A 23404-nucleotide genomic window follows, 5' to 3' on the forward strand; every position below is an offset into this window, starting at 1 on the left:
CCTCCCTGCGCGTTGCCATCCATTCGCTATGACCGCGAGTCGGGCAGGTCGCGCGGACGATCGGGGTCGGGCTCGCCGGTCTGCACCGTGCCGTAGACGGCCGGCAGGTCCGTCGACGACGAGGGCGTCCAGCCGTAGGCCGTCGACTCCGCGGCTCCCGCATCGGCAACGGGACCGAACGCCGACCGCAGGGCGTCGCGGCCGCTCGAGCGACGACGGCGGAGCGCGACGATCAGGCGCACGACGATCCCGACGGCGATCGCCGCCCAGAACACCCACTCGATCCATCCAAACGTCCCCATGCGATGGCCCCCTCGTCGTCGCGCGAGTCCTCGACGATACCGGCCCGCGCGGCGCGGGAGAAGGACCCGTGACATTCGTCACCGGCGCCTCGGCGCATTCTCCCGAGCGGCCGTGACACCGCGGCACTGCCCCCGCGAGCCCGTGGCGAGTGGGATGGGATCACCACGGAACACGCCGCGACCTCACCCCAGGAGCCCGCCCCATGTCGAACCCGATCACCGACCTCGTCCTCGGCTTCCAAGGCCTCGTCGCCGACGTCCCCGACCTCGTGCAGCCCCTGATCGTCGCCCTCGCGGGGGCCGTGCCCTTCATCGAGGGAGAGGGAGCCGCCGCGATCGGCATCATCGGCGGCATCCACCCGGTCGTCGCGGCCCTCGCCGGCGCGCTCGGCAATCTCCTCTGCGTGAGCATCGTCGTGCTCGCGACCTCTCGCGTGCGCACCGCCGTCACGACCCGTCGAGGCGCCCCCGAGAAAGCCCCGACCGCGCGTCGGCAGAAGTTCGAGAAGGCGTACCACCGCTACGGCACACCCGGCGTCAGCCTGCTCGGTCCCCTGCTGCTGCCCACGCAGTTCACCGCCGCCGCGCTGACCTCGACCGGCGTCTCTCCCGCGCGGGTGATCGGTTGGCAGGCGCTCGCCATCGCGCTGTGGACCGCGGGCATCACCGCGATCGCGCTCGGGCTGATCCGGTTCGCGGCCTGAGGGGGACGGCGCGGGATGATGAGGACGTGCCCTCCCTATTCACCCTCGTCACCCGCGTCGATGCCCCTCCCCCCGCGGTGTTCGATCTCGCGCGCGACATCGGGGCGCACGTCGCATCCATGCGCGACAGCCGCGAGAGCGCCGTCGCCGGGATCACGCAGGGGGTGATGGAGCGGGGCGACACGGTCACGTTCCGCGCCCGGCACTTCGGCGTCTGGTTCACCCTCACCGCCCGCATCTCGGAGATGCACGCGCCCACCCGGTTCGTCGACGAGCAGATCAGGGGCCCCTTCCGCTCCTTCCGCCACGAGCACCGTTTCGAGGCGACGCCGGAGGGCGGCACGATGATGACCGACACGATCGAGCTGTCGTCGCCCGTGTTCGGCGTCGTGGCGGAACGCCTGCTCCTGGTGCCGTATCTGCGTCGGATCATCGCGCGCAGGAACGCGCATCTCGCGGCATCCTTCGTCGACGGCGAAGACGACGCGCCGACCTCTCGCACGACGGCCGTGCGACTCCACCCGACGGGTTTGCGCGGTCGAGCGGCCCGGCTCCTCGCGGCGACCGGTCTGCTGATCGCTGTCCCCGTGGTCTCGATCGTTCGCTTTCTCGAGGATCCTTCGCACGTCCACGTCCCCGTCGCCTTCTTGGGCGTTGCCGTTTCTTCGCTCCTCGTCGCGCTCTGGCTGCGTTTCCCCCGGACGGGGTTGTACCTGGATGACGACGGCCTGATCGTCAGGTCGTGGTGGTCGACGAAGAGGTATCCCCGCTCGACGATCCGGCGGTGCCGGTCGGAGCCCTACGGAGGAGTGTTCTTCATCTTCGGCTGGCCCGTGGCTAGCGGAATACTGCAGAGCGGCGAGATCATCCTCGAAGCGGGAGGAGTCGCGCACACGCTGGGCGGGACGGTGACATCTCTCGGTGTGACGGTCAAGCAGGCAGAGGCCATCAACCGGTGGATCGGCCTGAGCGTCGGCGCGGGAACCGGCGAGCGGAGGTCGCGACGACGCCGGAGGGAGTCGGCGGGCGAGCGGAACGCTCGACCGGCACGCAACTGACACGTCACGGGCGCCCGCGCTAGACCTCCTCTCCTCCGGTCCGGGCCTCTCGAGGCCCCCGCGACCCGCCGCCGTCAGCGACTCACCGCGTCGAGCGCCTCCGCGCGCGGGAGGGCGACGTCGCGGGTCACGGTGACGCCTCAGGACTCGAGAGGCCTGGTGATCGTGACCCCGGCACGCGACACCTCTCCGCCGACGCCGGGGTGCTTCGGGGAAAGAGCCCACCCCGCCTCGGTCGTGACGGCAGACGCGTGTACTCCGCCGCCGATGATCGGAACAGTCGCGCAGAGCAGCGCCGCCGAGAGAACGGTTACGGACGTGAGCGCGATGGCTCGGGAACGATTGACCACGAGGTCCTCCTAGCTGTGGCGTCATTCGTGACGCTCTGAACAGCCTCCTTGTGACGCACCCCCGATCGCGACGATCTGCGATGTACTTCACCCGGCGGTTCGCGACGCAAGCGCGCCCCGCGGGGCATCCCATAATCTCGAGGTACCCGGCCCACACGGGACACGAGAGCAGTCAAATGCGCAAAACAGCTGCGAAGCCCCTCCGGCGGGCCACCCGCGAAGAGCTCCGGCCGCCACAGCGCGACACGCGCAACGCCCGACCGCGCCGAAAAGAAAGGACCCCGTGACGATCGAACCCGGCATCTACGAGCACTTCAAAGGGCAGCGGTACGAGGTGTTCGGCCTTGCTCGGCACTCCGAGACCGAAGAGGTCTTCGTGTCCTATCGAAAGCTGTACGACGACTACTCGTACTGGGTGCGTCCGGTGGAGATGTTTACGGGAACGGTCGAGCGCGACGGGTATTCGGGGCCGAGGTTCCGGCGCATCGCGTAGCCCGCGGGCGCAACCTCCGCGATCCGCACAACCTCCGCCGGCATCCACCCCTCGCCACTGACAATGCGCGAATCACTGAGGTTATTCACGGCCAGCCACCGGCGCATCGCGCAACCCGCCGGCACAATCTCCGCGATCCGCACAACCTCAGCCGGCATCCGCCCCTCGCGACCGACCCTGCGCGAATCGCTGAGTTTGTGCACGGCCGACCACAGGCGCAGCGCCCTACCAGCAACCGATCAACCTGCTGCGAGCGCTGTCTCGCGACGGCGCCCCGGCGTACCATCGCCGGTACGCCGGAGTCCCTCCGCGGCATCCGGTCCCTCCGTCACAACGAGCACTCGGGAGAAGCAATGGACACGATGGCCATGATGAAGTCGATGGACATGGGCGAGATGACCATGGACATGGATGCCATGCAGGAATGCATGCAGTCCCTGAACGCGTGCGCGATGGCCGCGGCGATGTGCGCCGGCAGCGACATGATGCACGGCCCCGAGATGGCGACGTGCTGCGCCATGTGTTCGAACATGGTCGAGATGGCTCAGGCGACGATGCACATGATGATGCGGCCCGCCGGGATGAACACGGACGTGATGAGCGCCATGATGACCGCCTGCATGACCATGGGCAAGGCCTGCGCCGCCGAGTGCCGCGCCCACGCCGACATGGACGAGATGTGCCGCTACTGCGCGATGGCCTGCGACGACATGGTCATGAAGTGCGAGGCCATGATGGCCTCGATGAGCGCCTGAGTTCTCCTCTTCGCTGCGGCCGCTGACGTCTCGTCGGCGGCCGCTCGGCTATGCGGCGCGCGCGGTCGTGAGGATCGCGGACGCGCTGAGGAGTTCCGCGACCGGGTGATAGGCCACCGGCTCGCTCACCGCGATGTCGACGGCGGGGCCGACCACGCGCAGCGTCACCGTCGCGCCGGTGAGCAGTGCGACGGTCACCGTCGTGCCGTCGGCGTCGACCACGAGACCGTCCCACCATGCGGAGGGGTTCGAGGCTGCCATGCAGCGCTGGATCGGGTGGACTGTCGACGAGATCGTGCGGGACATGGCTTCACCTGCCTTCGGAGGGGTTGGTGAGATGAAGCTACGGGATGCCGTGGGAGCGGGCGATCGAGAGCGACGCGAACCGTAACACTCGGTGGTCCCCGTCACGTGGGCCGCGGATCACCGCCGTCGAGAGAGAGATCGTCGTAGATCCGCAGAGCGAGCGCCACCTGCAGGGGATCGACTCCCCGTGCTCCCACCGAGGCCTCGAACCGGTCTACGCGCTGGCGCACCGTATTGCGGTGGACGCCGAGCTGCTCCGCCGTGCGCACCGCGTTCTTGTCGGCGGCGTAGTAGGTCGCGACGGTGTCGCGCATCACGCGCGCCTGCTCTCCGGCACCGGCGTAGTCACCCAGAACCTCGCGCACCCACGTCGCCGTCGCCGTCGCATCCTTCGTCAGCAGCTGGACCAGCGCGACCTGGGGGTCGGCGTACGACACCACCGCGAGGTCGCGGTAGCGCGGCGACGACAGCGCCACGAGCCGCGCGATCGCGGCCTGCTCGTGCGTTCGGCGGAAACCCTCGACGTCGTGGCCCGGCTCGCCGAGGGCGATCCGCACGCCGGGCACCGTCGCCACGAGGTCCTCCACCCGCGCCAGCGCTCCGGCGTCGAGCCGAGCCCCGCCGAACCATGCCCAGGCCGTGGATCGATCGACCACGGTGATGAGCGGCGCGGCGGACGAGTGCACCGCCGTGGCCAGTCGGCGCAGCAGGTGGTCGATCTCGTGCTGGCGCGCCGCGTCCTCGGCATCCACGTCGGACCAGGCCATCACCCCGAGGTGCGTCTGTGCGAGCGTGTATCCGGTCTCCGAGACGAACCCGCGGATCGGCAGGGAGTCTCCGCGCAGCACCTTGAGGATGATGCTCGCGTTGAGGGTCGCTCGGGTGGTCCACCAGCGCCGACGTTCCTGCTCGTGCACGCCGGTCACGAGCTGGAGGATCCAGTCGATGTAGCGGTGCACGACGTCGGCGATGTCGCGGACGACGTCGATCTTGACGCGGTCGCTCACACCCAGGCGCTCGGCCTCGTCCATACCGAGCCGCAGGAACATGCTCTGACCCAGGTAGTAGGCGCGCGTCAGGGCCGCCAGGGGCACATCGCGCTGCGCGAGACGCGCCGCGTACTCGACGGCGGCCGTGGTCGGCTGCAGGCTCTCGAGATCGATGCCGTTCGCGAGGATGTGGCAGATCGTCGTGACGTTGCCCTCGATACTCGCCTGCAGCATCTCGACCAGCTGGGGGTCGCCGCCCAGGTCGTCGATGCGGGATGCCAACAGGTCTCGCATCTCGCGGACGATCTCGGGCATGCGCAGGTCGAGCTGCCGCGCGACGAGCGCGAGGAGCTCGGAAACGTCGCCCGTGTGCTCTTCGGCGGAACCGGATGCCGTCGTCACGCGGGCTGCGCCTCCCTGGCCCGTCTCGCGGGCGCAAGGCCCCGCAGCGCGCGCCGGGCGGCGTTCACGCCGCACAGCCCGTGGATTCCCGGCCCCGGCGGCGTCGCAGCGGAACAGAGGTAGAAGCCCGGCACCCCCGTATCGTACGGCTGCGCCGAGATTCGCGGGCCGAGCATGAACTGCAGCGGTGTCTTGGCGCCGGTGAGGATGTCTCCCCCGACGAAGTTCGGGTTCCGCTGGCTCCACTCCGTCGCGGTGATCACCCGGGTCGCCAGGATGCGATCGCGGAATCCCGGGGCGAACCGCTCGATCTGCGAAACCAGAGCGTCGGTGGCGTCCCCGGAGTATCCGGCGGGCACGTGGGCGTACGCGTACAGCGGGTGAATGTCGCCCACCGAGCGCTGCGGGTCGGCGACGTGCTGCTGACCGACGAGCACGAATGGGCGTTCCGGCATCCGCCCCTCGGCGACGGCGCGCTCGGCCGCCGCGATCTCGCGCGCCGAGCCCGCCAGATGCACGGTGCCGGCACGACCGGTCTCTTCCGCGCGCCACGGCACGCCGCCGGCGACCGCGAACTCCACCTTGAAAGCGGCGGGGCCGGGGCGGAAGCGCCGGAACGCCTCGGCCGTGCGACGGGGCATGCTCCCCCCGAGGATCTCGGAGACGGCGTGCGGGTGCACGTCGAGCAGGGCGACGTCGTGCGGGGGCAGGTCACGCCGGGACCGGATGCGCCTCCCGGTCTCGAACGTTACGCCGCGCTCGCGGAGCCGCGCGATCACCGCCGCGGTGAGCGTCCCCGTGCCGCCGGCGACGACGGGCCACCCCACGGCGTGTCCAGCGGTGATGATGCCCGCGCCGATCCCGCCGACGAGCGGCTGGTCGAGGCGTTGGAACGCGTGAGCCGCGACGCCCAGGAACAGAGCACGGGTTCGCTCCTCGGCGAAGGCACGCGCCGTCCACACCGGGGGCAGCGCGGCAGCGGCACCGAACCGCGCGAGAAGCAGGGGGTGACGAGGGATGCCGACGAGGGGGCGGAGGATGTCTTCCGACAGCGCCGCGAACGAGCGCGACGAGGGGCCGAACAGGGTCTGCCACCGCCATCCGTCGGCGCCCAAGCCGGCCGCGGTCTCGACGATCGAGCGACGGAGCAACACCACATCGCCGTCGTCGAGCGGGTGGGCGCAGTCGATCTCGGGGAGCACCCAGGGCGATTCCGGCAGGTCGAGGTCGGCGAAGTACGGCGAGCCGGCCGCCATCGGGTGGACCGCAGCGCAGTGGTCCTGGATGAGCCCGGCGAGGAGGGGCTCGCTGTTGCGCGCCCCTCCCCCGAGTTCGTCCGCCGCCTCGACGACGTGTACGTCCAGGCCCGCGTCCGACAGGGTCGCAGCAGCGGCCAGCCCGTTGGGACCGCTGCCGACGACCACTGCGCGTGTCATTTCGAGACCCGCTCTCCTCGCCTGCGCGAGACCGTGCGGACGCTGTTCGTCACGTCACTCACGGGGCCCGAGGCGTCCGCTCGCCAGGACCGCTCGAGCGGGATGGGGCCGTCCGCGAGCCACGGCTGGGCGGCCACGGCATCCGCGACGCGCCATCTTCCCCGCTCGATGACACCACGGGCCGCATCGATCACCTTGTACTCCTGGAAGTCCGCGTGGATGGCCTGGGACTCCACCCATACCACCACGAACTCCCCGGGCGCGAAGTGGCAGCGGCTCTGCAGGGCGCGGATGAGCGACTCGTCGTGCAGGTGGCCGTCGCCGAAGTTGAAGCCGATCACCGAGTTGCACGCGAATTCGCCCTCGCGGATCGTGCGGGTCTCGATGTCGGGCAGCGCCCGGTAGAGCACCGAGAAGAGTCCGCGGCCCTGGCTGTGCATCGAGCGCCACGCGAGCGTCTGCTGCATCGTGATCTCGGCGATCTCGGGGGCGTAACCCAGCTGAACGAGCTGATCGACCTGGTTCCACGTGGGCCGGATGACGGCATCCAGCTTCTTCTCCGCACCCGGCGTGAAGGTCCACAGCGCCGACGCCCAGTTGCCCGCGTACTGACGCATCGACGGCAGGAACGAGACCTTGTCGGGGCGGAGGTTGCCGAGCGCGGGGAAGAACAGCAGGGCCGCGACGATCCCGGCGAGCAGCCACCCGTTCGAGAAGTCGGTGACCGCGTACCCCGCCTGCGCGGGGAAGCCGAGGAAGAGGAACACCGCGGCGTAGCAGAACAGGGTGTTCCACTCCAGCGGGACGGCGAGCGGGAAGGTCGAGAAGATGAAGAGGTGGAAGCCCACGATGAGGACGACCGCCGCGAGCGTCACCCAGAAGTTCTGCGAGAACAGAAGCACGAGCGGAACGGCGATCTCGACCGTGGTCCCCATCGCGTGCGCCATGAAGTGCGCGAGCTTCGACGGGCGCACGTCCCGAGGGAAGTCGCGGTACAGGGCGCGCTTGAGCCACCGCGGCGGCCAGAACGGGGTGTTGCTGAGCATCGGCGGGATGACGTTGACGAAGTGCCTGCCGAACTTCGAGATGCCCGCGCACACCCACACGGCCACGATGAGCAGCTTCAGCGCGATGATCATGTCGACGAACGACAGCACCGAGAAGAACACCAGGGCCGGCAGATACTGCTCGATGCGCGAGGCGACCGCGATCGTCTTGTCGCGCACGCCCACGATCACCAGCAGCGCGATCGCGACGATCACGGGGGTGGTCTGCACCAACCCGCTCGTGTTCTCGGGAAGCGCCGCGGCGAGGGCAGGGGTCACCGTGCCGGGGAGCACGAGCGCCGTGGCGAGCGCCGCGAGGAACCCGAGGTAGACGACGACGTCGAACACGGTCCGCGTGTCACCGGCCGTTCCCGGCACCCAGGCCCACGGTCGTAGCCGGATCGTGCCCGGTCGCGCCCAGAACTGGATGCCACCGGTCATGGGCTTGAACTTGCCCGCCGTCGGCCCCCACGATCCGGCGAGGCCGATCGCTTCGAGCAGCATGGTCCAGATGATCGCCTTCTGGTAGACGATCGGCTGATTCCACCACTGGTCGACCTGCCAGAACCACCCCACACCGCTGGTGGCGGTGATGACGATGCTCCCGATGAGGAGCCACAGCACGGCGATCTTCACGAGGTAGGTCGCGGCGATCATGCGGGGCGATCCGAAGCCGTACTCCACCCAGTGCAGGGTCAGTGCTTTGATCCGCTCGCGCAGTGGCTGGTGCAGGAATGTGCTCGTGTCGACGGGCGGAAACTCCGCGGTTTTGAATCCCATGATCAACTCCTTCGGTGACGGGATGGGGGAAGCGAAGAGGTCAGGCGGTGGCCGCGGCGAGTGCGCGGCGCATCGCGGGCTTGTCGACCTTGCCGACCGGGTTGCGCGTGAGATCCGTGACGATGCGGATCTCGGCGGGCACCTTGATCTTGGTCAGGCCCTCGGCGCAGTGGGCGCGGAGCTGATCCTCGGTGACGACCTCGCCGGGGTGCAGCACGACATCGGCAATGGGGACCTCGCCGTACACGGGGTCCGGACGACCGATGACCGCGGCCTCGAGCACCGAAGGATGCGTGGCGAGGAAGGCTTCGATCTCCTTGGGGTAGAGGTTCTCGCCGCCGCGGATGATCATGTCCTTGGCCCGATCCACGAGCGTCAGGTAGGCGTCTTCGTCCAGGATGCCGATGTCGCCCGTCCGCAGCCATCCTCCGCGCATCACCTCTGCCGTGGCATCCGGTCGTCCGAGGTATCCGCGCATGACCGTGGGGCTGAGGATCGCGACCTCACCCCGCACGCCCGGGGGCACGAGACGACCCTCGTCATCGAGGATAGCGATCTGCTGCCCGGGGAGCGCGAGGCCGACGGTGCCCGGCTTGCGCTCGCCCCACAGCGGGTTGCACGCCGAGGCGCACGTGGCTTCGGTGAGGCCGTAGCCCTCGAGAATGGGGATGCCGAATCGCTTCTCGCTGAGGGCGAGGAGCTCGGGGCTGGCCGGTGCGGCGCCGCAGATAGCCAGGCGCAGCGAGGGCAGGCGCGGAATCTGTTCCCGCGGGACCTCGGCCAGTCTCGCGAAGATCGCCGGCACCGCCGAGAAGTAGGTGGGTTGATAGCGCTGGACCGCGTCGAGGAACGTGCCCGGGGCGAAACGTTCCAGGATCGACACGCTGCCGCCCGCGCTGATCGGGGCGAGGAAGCTTACGCAGAGCGAGTTGACGTGGAAGAGCGGCAGGACGAGAAGCGCCTGGTCGTCGGGTCCGAGCTCGATGTGGCGGCGGAGGGAGGCGGCCATGGCGTTGAGGTTGGCGTGATCGAGCATGACGCCCTTGGGCTGGCCCGTCGAGCCGCTCGTGTACACGAGCAGGGCCAGCGTGTCGGGGGTGATGGTCGGGTCGTCGACGGGTCGGTCGGGGTTGCGCGCGAGATCGACCGGCGCCAGCGTCTCGACCTCGACCGCGGGAGCGCCCGCGGTCACGAGCAGACGCGCTCCCGAGTCGTCGAGTTGGTAGCGCAGCTCCCGTTCCGTGAATGTGGGGTTCACCGGCGTGACTGCCGCCCCCACGCGCCAAGCGCCCAGCATCGCGGCGAGGAACGCGACCGAGTTCGGCAGCATGATCGCCACCACGTCGCCGCGTCCGATCCCGCGCGCCGCGAATTGCTCAGCGCACGCGGCGGCCCGCCGTTCGAGGCCTCGATAGCTGAGTTCTTCGGTCACGTCGCGCACAGCGGGCCGTGCGGTCCCGGCTGAGGGGCTGCGCCACGGCAGATGCGCGAGGCCGGACGCGGTGCCCCGTGCCGCGGTGCGCGTGTCGAGTTCGTCGAATGGCATCGTCGTTCACCTCCCCGCGTCGACGGCTGCGTCGGACGCGATTCGAGCGTTCTGGTGCGCGTCTTCGCGCTCCCTTCACGCTAGAAAGGTCGGCCGAGCAGCACAGTGGCGCGGGTGGCGAACTTCACACCGCGAGGTGTGCACCGTGCACGGGTTGGGCGGTTCGTGGGCCGGCGGGGGAATCCCGGCCTATCGGCTTCCCGTTGTCGGGAATGGTCGTCGTCGTTGAGCGGAACGAGCACAACCCCGTCGGGACTGTTGCAAAGCGCGTCCGGGGCCATTCCTACCCGCGCTAGCCTCGGGGCATGACAACGCGCGATGCGTCGGGGCGCACCGTCGACGCGGCCCAGGACGCCCTCCACGAAGCTATGCGACGCAGCGACACGGATGCCCTGCAGGACTTGCTCTTCGAGGGTCTGACGTTCGAGCTTCCTGATGGCTCGTTGACCGACCGCGAAGCCGACCTGAACGCCCACTCGACCGGAGCGGTTCGCTTCGAGCAGTTGGTCGAGCTGCATCGATCGACACGAGAGCACGCGGGGAGGGCTCGGGTCGACTCATTGATCGACGCACGGCTGATCGACGACGGTCACCACGTCGAAGGAAAGATGAACTACCTCCGCTATTGGTCGATCATCGATGGGCGGTGGCAGGTCGTCGCCGGCAGCGTCCAACCGGTGCAGTGAGTCGGGTGTTGTTCACACACTCACGAGTGGCCTTCCGGGTTCCCGACGAGCTTCCCTCGGTGGAGACGCCTCCCCAGTTGCGTACGACGAAGGCGGAGGCGTTCACCATCGACGTGCCGTCCGGCGCACGCATCGAGCACGGCACAGGCGGCGACGATCCCCTGCTGACGGCGCGATGGAGCGAGGCGGTCGTCCGCGTCGTCGCGCATCGTGAGATCGGCGTGATGACGGTGCGCGACTATGGCGTGGACATGATGAGTGTCGTTCACGCGAGCGAACCGCACGTGCACATCGACCATGTCGAGTACGGAACGCTGGCGGGGATCGACTGCGCCGTCGTCCGGGGCGAGGCCGACGCGTTCGCGGTCGTCGCGATGTGCGCTGCTTTGGGGGCGAATCGGGTGGTTGTTCTCGGCTCCGTTCCCATCGACGACGACCACCTCGCGGACCAGGTCGATGTCGTGCTGGGCTCGCTCAGAATGGCGTGAGAGAAGCAAGCGCGACGCCTTCGCGCAACGGGTGAGGAATCGTTCTGCTCTCGCCACGTGTTCAGGGCGAGACGCGCACGATCGATACGTTGTATGCAGCGCCTTGCCCGAGGACGCTGTCGTTCACGCTCAACGTTGGGTCCTCATGCGTGTGATTCTTTGCCTCGTCGCCTTCGCCGCGTGCGCTATCGCGCTGATCGCCGGAATCTCCCTCTTCGCGGGCACGGTTCCGGGTGGGGCGTGCGAAGGGGTGGTGTACGACGCGGCGACATGCGAGAGTCTGCGCCTTCGGCAATCGCTCCTCGCCGCGATCTTGATCGGGTCGGCGGTGATTGCCGCGTCTGTCGTCAGCGGCGCTCTGATCGTCTCGGCGGCAACGGTGCGCGGGCGCCCCACCGCCACCGAAGAGCTGCCGGCCGACTGAAGCCTGCTCATCACCTGAGACAGCCGCGTCCGCTCGGAGCGTGTGATTCTTCGATGGCGGCAGCATTCCCTGCGCGGCCCGGTCTACGGTGAAGAGCGTGCACTCGTTACGCCCTCGGACGAACGCAGACCTGCCTGTCGTCGCGAGCTGGGTTCCCGACGCCGAGGCTCTCTACGCCTTCGCCGGCCCGTGGATGACGTGGCCCTTCCTGCCCGACGAGCTCGACGATCAGCAAAGACGACCCGGCGCGACCGCCTGGATACTGGACACCGGTGATGGTGAGCCCGTCGGCCACGTGCAGCTCACCCCGGCCGATGACGCTTTGCGCATCGGCCGACTGATCGTCGATCCGACCGTGCGCGGCCATAGCTCTCGCCACCGACACCCGGGAGGCTGAGTCAGCACACCGAGGCGCACCCTCACGGTGGGCCTCGACGGCAACGCCCCTCTATGCCGATGACAGCGAACGCACCCACCGGGCAGACCGGGCCAGCGTTCCGCGAAGCGTCCTTGGCTCGCCGTAGGTACGCTCTGCGCATGCGCCAGCCCAAGCAACCGCCGGTGACGCGGACGACGGCGCAGCTCGTCATCATCGTCGGCTCGATGATCCTCTTCGTCGGCCTCGTCTTTCTGACGATCTTCCTGGCGCTGGGAGACCCGACCGTCACCAGTGCCCGAGGTGTTCCCCTGTGGTTGTCCACGTCCGTCTTGTTGGTCATCGGGAGCGCAGTGATCACGGTCGGAGTGGTGGTGTATCCGCGAGGTCGTTCGGGCACACCGCCGACGTGATTCGACCGGTCGCGGGAGGCGTACCGCTCTTCACGGCGCCAGGCAGCATCAAGGGATGCCACCTCTCTCGCCCGATCCCCCACTCCCCGACTGCGACGTCTGCACGTCGGTCGCTGAGTACCGGATGAGCTACGGCGAGCGCGAGCTGGTCATCCGTACGGCCGAGGATCGACTCGCCGAGCGGCTGGACGACGGACGCATGCATGTCCTCCGCGCCGACGTCCCCCTCCGCGACATGGTGCCACTGGCCGAATCCGACCTGAAGTACACGATCGTCCTCTTCGCGCACTGCGCCGCGTGCGGGACGACGTGGTTCTACGGGCTGTGCATCCGCGGCCGGCCGGCGTACAAGCCGGTGCAGGCGGGTGCCGAGGAGAGGTGGCCGTGGTCTCCGGTGCCGGAGCGGGAACGGTGGGCGCGATGACGGGCGACCGGATGCCGAGAAGCTGAGGGGATCCTCGCGACAGCCGCGTCCGCTCGAAGCGCGCGGCTCTCCGGTGACGACAGCGGCCCGATCTACGGTGAAGAGGTACGCAACCGCCTGGAGTCGTCGCTGCCCCGGGCCTCGGACGCTCCGATCGCACGAATGGCCTACGTCCTCTGCGCCCGCCGTCGAAAGGTCAGAACATGCCCACCGCCGTCACGCTCATCCGTGCCTCCGCCCTCTCCGACAGCGCGGAGTACGCCTACGCCGCCACCGCTCCCACCGACGCGCGGCTGATCTTCCTCGCCGGTTCCTGCCCGCTGAACCTCGACGGCACGACCGCAGGCGTCGGCGACTATGCAGCCCAGGCGGCGAAGTGCGTCGAGAACATGACGATCGCACTTCGCGAGGCCGGCGCCGGAATCACGGACGTCATCAGCACGCGCGTCCTCTTCGCCTCGACGCGCCAGGCCGACCTGGTGGCGGCGTGGGGGGTCGTTCGAGAGGCATTCGGCGAGCACGACGTGCCGAGCACTCTCCTCGGTGTGACCGTGCTCGGCTACGACGACCAGCTCGTCGAGATCGAGGCGGTTGCGGCGGTCGTCGACCACTGAGACGAGGGAGCGCCGACTCATCAGGACCTCGCACGACGGTTGAGGTCAGAACGTCGAGTCCCTCAGGAAGCGGCGTTATCTCCGGACAGACGTCGCTCTCACCACGAGGGGGATCAGGATGCCGAGCACCGCCGGCACGACAAGCATGACGAGCAGTCCCCACTCCGGGTGAACCCCGATGCGACCGTCGTTGCGGAACCCCTCGAACAGGGGCAACCCGACGAAGGAACCAGGGATGACGACAGTGGCGACTGCCGTGCGGGTTCGGAAACCTGCACGAAGACCGTCAGCGTGACGGCGACGGCGACCACCCAAAGAGCTGAAGCAACCGATAGCGGCCGAAGCACGAGAGGGCGATCCTCGCGGTTGGTCTGAGTCATGGACTGTGTCCTTTCGTGTTGTCCGCACGGACGGCCGCTGAGAGTCGCCCGCCATGCCAGCACCTGCGTGATCGGCATCCGTGGGGTTCACGCTGGGCATGCGAACATGCGCGCGGAGGAGAATTCACCGTGCCTGGCCGGAGAATTCATCCGGCGCTCGTCTCGGTTCTCGCGCGAGTGAGTCTGCGCTCAAAACGAGCGGAACGGCGTCTGGCCGCGGCGAACGGCGGTGCAGGAGCTGGATACCGAGCCCATCGACGACCGTGCCGAACTGCCCGATCTCGTCGAGTCAGCAATCAAACGGCCGCCGCAAAATCTATGATTTTCCTATGCATCTACTCAGTCCTGCCAATGCAGGGCCTCCGAAATCCCCCTCTGCACGGCAAGCTCCGCGAGATCTCTGATGCTTCTGCGGTCTGCGGCACCCTTCGCAGCCTCAACCAGGGCCCCAAGCTCATAGCTGACGTGCCAGTCGATAACGGACGTGACACGGAGACGGTCGAGGGCCGTCCTGATGAGAGCGTTCGCGTTGGCGCGGACGAACGCGCCCGAAAGGTCGCTATAGCGTGTACGAGACATGATTGGGCCCGGATCTGTTGCGGCAAGCTCAATCAACGGCAGCATCTCAATGTCGAGCCCCAGGTCGGCCCACGCCGCCTTCTCCTCCGATGTCTGCAGCGTCGTGGCCGGGTCAAGCCGACTCGCCAGAGCATCCCTCATCCATGAATCCCAAACTTCCGACTTGGCAGTCGAATCAAGGTCCCGGGCAAAGTACGCGACGGAGTGAAGAAGGGCGGGGAGGTTGTTGTCGTCCATCAAGCCTGCGAGAGTCTCGATGAGTTCGGCTCTATTTACACTCTCGGCCGTCGAATGAACCGCGACTCCGGCGAGCATCAACCAGTAGCGGTCCGCAAGCCGCCCCTCATCCGTGGCGACAGCCTTGGATCGCACGGCAATATCCCAAAAGCCAGCGTCAAGGAGATCCGGTGGCGTGCGTGCTTCGTGAAGGAAACTGTACCAAGCGTCTGAAGCGAACGTCGAATGCTCGGGATCAAAAAGTGGGAACACCCTCTCGGCCGCGAATTCTGGATCCGCGGCGAAAAGGAAATGAAGCTTCCCCGTAAAGATGCTACTCGCGGTGGATCCAGCCGCAGTTTCGGGCTCGAGCATCGCGGCAACGGCGTTCGCTTCGTTCTCACGGAGTCCGCGCCAAGCGCCCGGATCGGATTGCCAACGTGCCGATATGCGGTTGAGCCAGTATTGGGCGAGAATGCCGGGCCATGTGTTCAGTCCTCGCACCAGAGGGTCACTCCATGCCCCGATTTCGAACTCCTCGGCGTGCGCCTGCCATATCCTCAGCGCGATGGCGTCCAATGCTCCGAGTGTCCCTGCATTCTGCCCCCCCACCATCCCTGATGCCGCGTGGCTCGCCAACTCACTGATCGGCCGAGCAAGCTCTGGCTTCGGCGTCAGCGCGTCCAGGAGATCGAGAGCATGCACGTTCAGCTCGATCGGTGCCGTAGACCTCGCCCAGCCACTCACCGCCGCAGCAGTGATGTCGCTGTGCTTTTGCAAGGGTGTTAGCGCGCCCAACGCCAAGACCCTGAGCGCCACCTCAGGCTGCGCCTGCGCGGCCTCGGATACAAGGCGGCATGCGTCATCCCAAGTTGGGTCGTCAAAATTGCGTTCACTGAAGTCGCGGTTGATAAGACTCTGAATTGCGACGCTTGCGCTGTGGTCGAGCGTGAGGCCAATGAATGCCTCGACGGTCATCGGCAGTGATCCACGCCACACGCCAGTGGTCATGTAACTATCGAAGTCCGGGTGGTCACGAACTCCCATATCGGGATTATCACGACGGATATCATCGAGAGCCGAGTCGAGCTCTTCCCACGAATCTACGTACCGACCAATCCACTCGAGGCGGTCGAAAATCACTCGAGTTCGATATTCGGCTGTACTACCACCTCCTATTTGATCCTCGGAGGGTCCGGCCAGCAGGGCGTCTAGGAGCCGTCGTCGCCCTTCATCCGTCAGCTCGGCTGCGACGACGGAGAGCAGGCGAAAAATCTCATGTTTGACCTCGTTGGCATATAGCAGCTCACCTGCCACGACTGCACTCTTCGCATCAGCATCGAGATTGCGGTTCTCGGCGACAAGGTGGACTCCTAGTCGTCGAAAAAGAGCGTATGGGCTTTTCAACCAATACCGCGTTAGGTCGACACCCTCTCTAGACACAACCTCGGCCGCATCTCGGATTATGTCGATGATGGCACTCGGGTCATCATTGTGCACATCCTGAGGATGATCTTCGATCGCCGACCTACCGTAAGACCAGGAGTCAAAATTCCCATCGAACTCAAAAGACCTCGACAACTGATAAGCACTCCTCAGTGCTTGCTCAGCGATTTGAAGAACATCCCAGGCCACGGTTTCGACATCGTCGAGAAGCACCTCCCACAATTTCTTCGCGACATCTTTGGCCCTGGGCCACGTTACTTCGATGTGCGTGGAGTGCGACCGTTGAGGCGCGTCTTCGTGCTCTTCGTCCGCGAGGAACGCCCACGGACGCGCTTCCAAGAGGGTTAGCTGCGGCACGAGTGCATGGCGAAGAGCAGGAATAAGATCCGCGCCCGTCTGCGGGTTGAGGTACGGATTGAACCACGAGCGGCCGGACTCGGCATTTGTAGAGAGCGCCGAGCTCAAGATTGCAGTCCACCGCCGCGCCTCGTCCTTGGATTTCGCGTACAGCCGAGGAATTGCTACAGAAATCCTCCAATAGAGATACTCGCTGACTGTGGTGCCCAACCTTGCGAAAGTTCCTGCCGCCAGGGAACACTTGTCCGGGTCGGCGACATATTTGAGCGCGAACCACTCGCCGAGCACGCGCGAGCTCTCATCTTCGCACTCGCCCGGCCGGAATAGATCTTTGAAAACTTCCTGCTGTTCAGCCCATCGCAGCCACTCTGGACCGGACGCAGACTCAACAAATCCGCGCGAGCCAGCCGGCGTCGAAATGATCGCTTCAAGATACGCCAACTCTTCCGGGATTCGAGGCGGCGTACCCGAGGCGAGCTCCTTCGACCGAGCGAAGTGGTCGAGCTGCCCCATCGATTCGAGCTTGGCCCAAGCATCTAACGCACGCGGCAACGCGGCATGACCGTGCGAGGACGGATATTCGATAGGCGTGATCTTCAGGCTCCGCCAACGGTCGCTGTCCGGCTCGTCTGTAAGGACGTAGCGCGCTGTGCTTGGCGGGAGGCCACGCGCCAGGTACGTCATCACGACGTCTTTGTGACTGTACCCGATGAATAGAACGGTCCAGTTGGTGAATAGTTGTTGCGCAAAGCGACGAGCCCAACCCTCGGTTAGGTAAGCCCGCCCGAAGTCCTCGTCAGTAACCACAAGTTCCGATGGCGGCCTAGAAAGCGCGCCATGTAGATACACAATGCCATCGAATTTTTGGCCGAGAGGAAGAGCCGGAGCGACATATTTATCACCGAGAGCCCCTCCCTCGGCCTCCGCGGCGCGTTCCACAAGACCGTCGTAATTCGTCGATACGACCGGTGCGTGCGCAGATGCGGAGAGCCTCGCGATGGCCTGGTGAGTATCGTTTGGCTCCGCAGCAGGATTCGAGATGATGGAGTGGATGAGTTGCTTGACTGACGACCCGTGCGTCTCGGTCAGGACGCCCAGAAATTGGGATGGATCACCGCCCACGTACTGCTCTCCCAGACGTGCCGCCACTTGCTTAGCCAGGTCGTCGAACATCGGCAAGCCAGCGGGTGGCCCTACAGAGACACCTGCCCCGATGAAAAGTGCCAATTTTCTCGCACGCGCAGCCTCTAGGAGCGCGACCGGTAGATCTACATCTGAGGTGATACGCACTTTATGAAGATCTCATATCGGCGATGCGACGGGCCGCAGCCATCTTCCAGACCAAGAAGATTTGATTTCCTACTACCCGAATCGGTCAGGTACGGCTCGTCCAGATCTCGCCCACCGTGTGCTCAGGATCCCAGCTCAGCCTTAATGTAACGCCCACGTAAACTCCCCCTCTCCCCCGCCCCCTCCGCAGGTGAGCACATCGTTACTCCCCCGCCCCTCCCGACGCGGTCCCGGGTAACGCCCCGTTCCTACGCTGGCGGCACGCCCAGCCCATGCGGGGCGCTGCACCTCCCCACATCGCCCAACGGAGGACCCCGTGACCGTCACCGACCCGCGCCCCGAAGCCACCACGGCGCCGCCCGCAACAGCCAGCGCAGAGCTCAGCCACCGCCCCGGCCGCTGGATCGACAACTGGAACCCCGAGAACGCCACCCAGTGGGCCAAAGAAGGCAAGGCCATCGCCTCGCGCAACCTGCGGTGGTCGATCTTCGCCGAGTTCCTCGGGTTCGTCGTCTGGCAACTGTGGTCGGTCGTCGTCGTCTCGCTGCCCGCCGCGGGCTTTCAACTCTCGACGGGTGAGATCTTCTGGCTCATCTCCATGCCGAGCCTCGTGGGCGCGACGCTGCGCATCCCCTACACGTTCATGGTTCCGCGCTTCGGCGGTCGCAACTGGACGATCGTCTCGGCCGGCCTGCTGCTCATCCCGAGCATCGGCCTCGCCATCGCGGTGTCGAACCCCGCGACGCCGTTCGGCCTGCTGCTGCTCATCGCCGCGTTCGCCGGCTTCGGCGGCGGCAACTTCGCCAGCTCGATGTCGAACATCACGTTCTTCTACCCCGCCGCGCACAAGGGATACGCCCTCGGACTCAACGCCGCCGGCGGAAACCTCGGCGCCTCGGTCGCACAGTTCGTCGTCCCGATCGTCATCACCGTCGGCGCCGCGGCGACCCTCAACCTGCCGCTCGCGGGCCTCATCTGGGTGCCGCTGATCCTCGTCGCGATGGTCGGCGCCTACCTGCGCATGGACAACCTCTCCGCCGCGAAGGCCGACATCACGGCATCCCTCGCCGCTCTCAAAGAGCCGCACATGTGGGTGCTTTCGCTGCTCTACATCGGCACCTTCGGCTCGTTCATCGGCTTCGCGGGCGTCTTCCCGAAGCTGCTCGCCGACACGTTCCCCGACTTCAAGGGGATCGCGATCGGCACGGCGACCGTTACCCTCGCCTTCCTGGGCGCGCTCGTCGGCTCGCTCGCCCGCCCCTACGGCGGCAAGCTCGCCGACCGCTTCGGCGGCACCGTCATCACGATCGGCGCCTTCACTGTGATGGGGCTCGGCATCCTGAGTGTGATCCTCACCCTGCCGATGCAGAACTTCGCGATCTTCCTGCTCTGCTTCCTCGTGCTCTTCGCGGCGGCGGGCATCGGCAACGGCTCGACGTACCGCATGATCCCGACGATCTTCGCCCTCAAGGCCAACGGCGGAATCGGCGCGCAGCGCAAGGCCGCCGCAGCCCTCGGCCTCATCTCGGCGATCGGCGCCTACGGCGGCTTCTTCATCCCGCAGCTGCTCGGCTTCTCGAAGACGACGTTCGGCTCGTACACCCCCGCCCTCGGCTGGTTCGCCCTCGCCTACGTCGCGTTCCTCGCCCTCACTGCGGGCGTGTACCTCCGCATGTCGAAGAAGACCGGAACGCGGATCTGACCCCATGAGCTCCGCCGACACCCACTGCCCCTACTGCGCATTGCAGTGCGCCATGACCGTCAGCCACGCGGGCCACCCGACGGTCACCGGCCGCGACTTCCCCACCAACCGGGGAGGACTCTGCGCCAAGGGCTGGACGTCGGCGGAGCTCTTGGCATCCCCCCACAGACTGCGGATGCCACTCATGCGGCGCCCCGACGGCACTCTCGCCGAGACCACCTGGGATGAGGCACTGGATGCCGTCGCCGCGGTGTTCCGCGACACGAAGGCCACCCACGGACCCGACGCGAACGCCATCTTCGGCGGCGGCGGACTGACCAACGAAAAGGCGTACCAGCTCGGCAAGTTCGCCCGCGTCGCGCTCGGCACCTCGCGCATCGACTACAACGGCCGGTTCTGCATGTCGTCGGCGGCGGCGGCATCCAATCGCGCATTTGGAATGGACCGCGGCCTTCCCTTCCCCGTCACCGACCTCGACGACGCGCGGACGATCCTGCTGCTCGGCTCCAACGTCGCCGCGACCATGCCGCCGTTCCTCGCGCACCTCGCCGGGGCGCGCGCGAACGGCGGCCTGATCGTCGTCGACCCGCGCCGCTCCGCCACCGCGCGCCTCACGGAAGACGGGGCCGGCACGCACCTTCAGCCCGCGCCCGGCACCGACCTGCCGCTGCTGCTCGGCCTCACCCACATCGTCATCACCGAAGGCCTCGCCGACCGCGCCTATATAGAGGAACGCACGAGCGGCTTCGACAGCCTGCGGCGCTCGGTCGCGCAGTGGTGGCCCGAGCGCACCTCGTCCACCACCGGCATCCCCGTCGCTCAGCTTCGCGAGACCGCCCGGCGCCTCGCCGCGGGCGGCGCGTACATCCTCACCGGACGCGGCGTCGAACAGCACGTCGACGGCACCGCCACCGCGACCGCCGCGATCAACCTCGCCCTCGTGCTCGGCCTCGTCGGCCGCGAGGACTCGGGCTACGGCACCCTCACCGGCCAGGGCAACGGCCAGGGCGGACGCGAGCACGGCCAGAAAGCCGACCAACTACCCGGATACCGCTCCATCCGCGACCCCGAAGCCCGCCGGCACGTCGCCGGGGTGTGGGGCATCGATCCGGATGACCTTCCGGATGCCGGCATCCCGGCCACCGCCCTGCTCGGCGAACTCGGCGGGCCGGTGAAGACCCTGCTCGTCGCGGGGTCGAACGTCGTCGTCTCGGCCCCTGACGTCGAGGCCGTGCGTTCGCGGCTCGCGGCGCTCGACACCCTCATCGTCTGCGACTTCTTCCTCAGCGAGACCGCGGAGCTCGCCGACATCGTGCTGCCCGTGCTGCAGTGGGCCGAGGAGGAGGGCACGATGACCTCCCTCGAGGGGCGCGTGATCCGCCGTCGCCGGGCGCTGCCTGGACCCGAGGGAGCCCGCAGCGAGCTGTGGATCCTGTCGGAGCTCGCGCAGCGCCTGGGCGCGGCATCCACCTGGTCGACCGACCCGGCCGAGGTGTTCGACGAGCTCGCCCGCGCGTCGGAGGGCGGCGTCGCCGACTACTCCGGCCTCTCGCACGCGCTGCTCGACACGGGCATCGAGGCGTACTGGCCGTACCGTTCGTCGGGCACTCCCCGCCCCTTCACGGAGCGCTTCGCCCACGCCGACGGCCGCGCGCGTCTCGTGCCGGTGGATGCCACTCCCCCGACGCCCACCGACCGCGGCGCCGAGCTGACCCTCGTCACCGGCCGCTATCTGCAGCAGTACCAGTCGGGCACGCAGACCCGGCGGGTGACCGAGCTGAACGGTGCACGCCCCGAGGCGCGGCTCGAGATTCACCCCGCGACGGCGTCGAGGCTCGGCATCCGCGAAGGTGCGCTCGTGGCGGTGTCGAACGAGCGCGGCACCGTGCGGGCGCGGGCGAGCGTGACGACCGACATCCGCCACGACACCGTCTTCCTGCCGTTCCACTACGCGGGAGATGAGTGCGCGAACCGCCTGACCGAGGCGATCGTCGACCCGACATCGGCGATGCCCGAGTTCAAGCGCACGCGGGTGCGGGTGGCTCCGGATGCCACTGTCCCCGTGCCGGCGTTCGAGCACGGGCCCGTGGTGGTGTCGGAGCATCCGGGCGCTCTTCGCACCGAGGAGGGAACACATGTCTGAGCGTGTGGTGCTGGTGGGCTACGGCCCCGTCGGGGCGCGGCTCATCGACGGGCTGCTGCCCGCGGTGCGCGACGGGCGCATCGATCTCACCGTCGTGGGAGCCGAACCCCACGACGTCTACAATCGCGTCCTGCTCGCCGAGTACGCGGTCGGCCGCACCGACCGCGCGGGCCTCGACATGGACGACCGCCGCGCCGCCGAAGAAGCCGGAGTGCGGTTCCACCTCGGCACCACGGTGGTCGGTGTCGACCGTCACCGCCGGGTGGTGCGCCTGCACGATGGCATCCGTCTCGACTACGACCGGCTCGTGCTCGCGACCGGGGCTCGCGCGAACGTCCCGACGCTCGCCGGGATGGAGCGCGCGCGGCGCGACCGCGCATCGGTGTCGACGGCCCCCGCCGAGCTCGACCTCGGCGGGGCGCCGCTCCCCCGCGGAGTCGTGGCGCTCCGCGACCTCGCCGACGCGGAGCACGTGCGTGCGGCCGTCTCAGCCGGGCAGCGGATCGTCGTCCTGGGCGCGGGAGTGCTCGGCATGGAGCTCGCGCTGGCCGCGGCCGAGGCCGGGGCCGAGGTCGTCGTGGCGTATCACTCCGCAGCTCCCATGAACCGCACGCTCGACGAGAACGGCGGGCGCGTGCTCGCCGCCGCAGCCAGCGCCGTCGGGGTCGAGATGGCGCACCACGCCAGGGCCGAGAGCATCCTCCTCCGTTCCGACGACCACGGGCACGCATGGTTCGACGGCCTCGTCTGCGCCGACGGCAAGGTGTTGGCCGGAGACCTGCTCGTGCTGTCGTGCGGGGTCGCGGCGCGGACGGAGGTGGCATCCCTCGCCGGTCTCGCGACCTCGACGGGCATCCTCGTCGACGGCTCCTCGCGGTCGTGGACCGACCCGAACGTCTTCGCCATCGGCGACTGCGCGCACGTCGCCGATCCCGCGGATGCCGACGCCCACGGCCGCGTTCCTGGCGGCCCGAGCGGACTCGTCGGACCGGGTTGGCGGCAGGCCGACCGCCTCGCCGCGCTGCTGTCGTCGGGCGTCTCAGAACAGGCACCGGTCGAACGCCCCGGTGTCGTCATGCTCAAGGCCGAGGGGATCGACGTGGTGGCCGGCGGCGGGGTCGACGCCGACCCCTTCTCCCACGCTCCCGGATGCCACGGCCCCCAGGTCACCCTCTGGGCCGACCCCGCGCGCGGCGCCTACGTGAAGCTCGTCACCGTCGAGGGCGTGCTCACCGGCTTCGTCGCGGTCGGGATGCCGCGCACCGGGGCCGAGCTCACCCTGCTGTTCGAGCGGGGCTCGGAGCTTCCGGCCGATCGCTCGTCGCTCCTGCGGCTCGACGCACCCGACGCCGGCATGGCCGTGGTCGCCGACCCCTTCGTCGCGGACGCCACGGTCTGCTGGTGCAACGGCGTGAGCGCCGGGGCGATTCGCGAGGCGGTCGCCGACGGAGAGCCGACGGTCGCGTGCGTGAAAGCAGCCACACGCGCCGGTACGGGCTGCGGCGGGTGCGTGGGTCGGATCAACGAGCTGCTGGCGCGGGAGGCCGTGCCGGCCTGACGATCCGCTCTGCGGACGGGTACCGGGCAGCATACGGGCACCCCGGGGCGGCGCGCGGACACCGGGCAGGGCATGGACGCCCCGGGCATCACCCGGACGCGGGCGGACAGCGCACGGACGCCGGCGAACAGCGCAGGCACG

Annotated in this window: 21 protein-coding genes; 14 read left to right on the forward strand and 7 right to left on the reverse strand. The window is 68.0% G+C overall.

Going from position 1 to position 23404, the window contains the following annotated elements; translation table 11 throughout:
* Nucleotides 1-26: 26 nt before the first annotated feature.
* On the reverse strand, nt 27-302 hold the full coding sequence (locus FB047_RS10430; RefSeq protein ID WP_136587122.1) for a hypothetical protein: 276 nt from the start codon (nt 300-302) through the stop codon (nt 27-29).
* Between the two features lie 203 nt (nt 303-505).
* Between FB047_RS10430 and FB047_RS10435 the strand changes: the two genes are divergently transcribed.
* The 4 genes from FB047_RS10435 to FB047_RS10450 all read left to right on the forward strand — a co-directional run bounded on the left by FB047_RS10435 (nt 506) and on the right by FB047_RS10450 (nt 3662).
* A complete protein-coding gene (locus FB047_RS10435; protein WP_136587123.1) occupies nt 506-1006 on the forward strand; it encodes a small multidrug efflux protein in 501 nt (166 codons plus the stop codon).
* Nucleotides 1007-1032: 26 nt separating this feature from the next.
* Nucleotides 1033-2064 carry an SRPBCC family protein gene (locus tag FB047_RS17415; RefSeq protein WP_338095131.1) on the forward strand — a complete coding sequence of 344 codons (1032 nt, stop codon included), beginning with the start codon at nt 1033-1035 and terminating at the stop codon, nt 2062-2064.
* Nucleotides 2065-2697: 633 nt separating this feature from the next.
* Nucleotides 2698-2907 (forward strand): DUF1653 domain-containing protein, encoded by a 210-nt coding sequence (locus tag FB047_RS10445; RefSeq protein WP_136587124.1) that lies wholly within the window; start codon nt 2698-2700, stop codon nt 2905-2907.
* A 353-nt stretch (nt 2908-3260) separates the two neighbouring features.
* A complete protein-coding gene (locus tag FB047_RS10450; protein ID WP_240752737.1) occupies nt 3261-3662 on the forward strand; it encodes a four-helix bundle copper-binding protein in 402 nt (133 codons plus the stop codon).
* Between the two features lie 48 nt (nt 3663-3710).
* Here FB047_RS10450 and FB047_RS10455 read toward each other — a convergent pair whose 3' ends face one another.
* From FB047_RS10455 to FB047_RS10475, 5 genes are all read right to left on the reverse strand, one after another.
* A complete protein-coding gene (locus tag FB047_RS10455; protein WP_240752739.1) occupies nt 3711-3923 on the reverse strand; it encodes a nuclease in 213 nt (70 codons plus the stop codon).
* A 146-nt stretch (nt 3924-4069) separates the two neighbouring features.
* Nucleotides 4070-5359, reverse strand: a complete 1290-nt coding sequence (locus FB047_RS10460; RefSeq protein WP_136587126.1) for a PucR family transcriptional regulator — start codon at nt 5357-5359, stop codon at nt 4070-4072.
* Complete coding sequence (locus FB047_RS10465) at nt 5356-6795, reverse strand: phytoene desaturase family protein (RefSeq protein ID WP_136587127.1); 1440 nt, start codon at nt 6793-6795, stop codon at nt 5356-5358. Before FB047_RS10465 ends, FB047_RS10460 begins: the two co-directional genes overlap by 4 nt.
* On the reverse strand, nt 6792-8621 hold the full coding sequence (locus FB047_RS10470) for a DUF3556 domain-containing protein (protein ID WP_136587128.1): 1830 nt from the start codon (nt 8619-8621) through the stop codon (nt 6792-6794). The genes FB047_RS10465 and FB047_RS10470 overlap by 4 nt, the downstream gene beginning before the upstream one ends.
* Nucleotides 8622-8661: 40 nt before the next feature.
* On the reverse strand, nt 8662-10167 hold the full coding sequence (locus FB047_RS10475) for a class I adenylate-forming enzyme family protein (protein ID WP_136587129.1): 1506 nt from the start codon (nt 10165-10167) through the stop codon (nt 8662-8664).
* A 305-nt stretch (nt 10168-10472) separates the two neighbouring features.
* Between FB047_RS10475 and FB047_RS10480 the strand changes: the two genes are divergently transcribed.
* From FB047_RS10480 to FB047_RS10510, 7 genes are all read left to right on the forward strand, one after another.
* The gene (locus tag FB047_RS10480; protein ID WP_136587130.1) at nt 10473-10853 is read left to right on the forward strand and encodes a nuclear transport factor 2 family protein; all 381 of its coding nucleotides are present in this window, start codon (nt 10473-10475) and stop codon (nt 10851-10853) included.
* 59 nt (nt 10854-10912) lie between these two features.
* Nucleotides 10913-11341, forward strand: coding sequence for a hypothetical protein (locus FB047_RS10485; RefSeq protein ID WP_153008951.1), 429 nt, complete (start codon nt 10913-10915; stop codon nt 11339-11341).
* Between the two features lie 103 nt (nt 11342-11444).
* Entirely contained in the window at nt 11445-11765 is a 321-nt protein-coding gene (locus FB047_RS10490) for a CDP-diglyceride synthetase (protein WP_240752740.1), read from the forward strand.
* Nucleotides 11766-11853: 88 nt separating this feature from the next.
* Nucleotides 11854-12162 (forward strand): GNAT family N-acetyltransferase, encoded by a 309-nt coding sequence (locus tag FB047_RS10495; protein ID WP_136587132.1) that lies wholly within the window; start codon nt 11854-11856, stop codon nt 12160-12162.
* 140 nt (nt 12163-12302) lie between these two features.
* Nucleotides 12303-12554 (forward strand): hypothetical protein, encoded by a 252-nt coding sequence (locus tag FB047_RS10500; protein WP_058626160.1) that lies wholly within the window; start codon nt 12303-12305, stop codon nt 12552-12554.
* Between the two features lie 55 nt (nt 12555-12609).
* The gene (locus FB047_RS10505; RefSeq protein ID WP_136587133.1) at nt 12610-12978 is read left to right on the forward strand and encodes a hypothetical protein; all 369 of its coding nucleotides are present in this window, start codon (nt 12610-12612) and stop codon (nt 12976-12978) included.
* 203 nt (nt 12979-13181) lie between these two features.
* The gene (locus FB047_RS10510) at nt 13182-13592 is read left to right on the forward strand and encodes a RidA family protein (RefSeq protein ID WP_136587134.1); all 411 of its coding nucleotides are present in this window, start codon (nt 13182-13184) and stop codon (nt 13590-13592) included.
* Between the two features lie 719 nt (nt 13593-14311).
* Here the strand turns inward: FB047_RS10510 and FB047_RS10515 are convergent.
* Entirely contained in the window at nt 14312-17743 is a 3432-nt protein-coding gene (locus tag FB047_RS10515; RefSeq protein ID WP_136587135.1) for an SIR2 family protein, read from the reverse strand.
* A 433-nt stretch (nt 17744-18176) separates the two neighbouring features.
* Between FB047_RS10515 and FB047_RS10520 the strand changes: the two genes are divergently transcribed.
* The 3 genes from FB047_RS10520 to FB047_RS10530 are packed head-to-tail and all read left to right on the forward strand — an operon-like array spanning nt 18177 to nt 23263.
* Complete coding sequence (locus FB047_RS10520) at nt 18177-19562, forward strand: MFS transporter (RefSeq protein ID WP_136587136.1); 1386 nt, start codon at nt 18177-18179, stop codon at nt 19560-19562.
* A gap of 4 nt (nt 19563-19566) precedes the next feature.
* Nucleotides 19567-21705, forward strand: coding sequence for a molybdopterin oxidoreductase family protein (locus FB047_RS10525; RefSeq protein WP_136587137.1), 2139 nt, complete (start codon nt 19567-19569; stop codon nt 21703-21705).
* A complete protein-coding gene (locus FB047_RS10530; RefSeq protein WP_136587138.1) occupies nt 21698-23263 on the forward strand; it encodes an FAD-dependent oxidoreductase in 1566 nt (521 codons plus the stop codon). Before FB047_RS10525 ends, FB047_RS10530 begins: the two co-directional genes overlap by 8 nt.
* Nucleotides 23264-23404: the final 141 nt, after the last annotated feature.

The organism is Microbacterium hydrothermale, assembly GCF_004854025.1.
Taxonomy (GTDB): domain Bacteria; phylum Actinomycetota; class Actinomycetes; order Actinomycetales; family Microbacteriaceae; genus Microbacterium; species Microbacterium hydrothermale.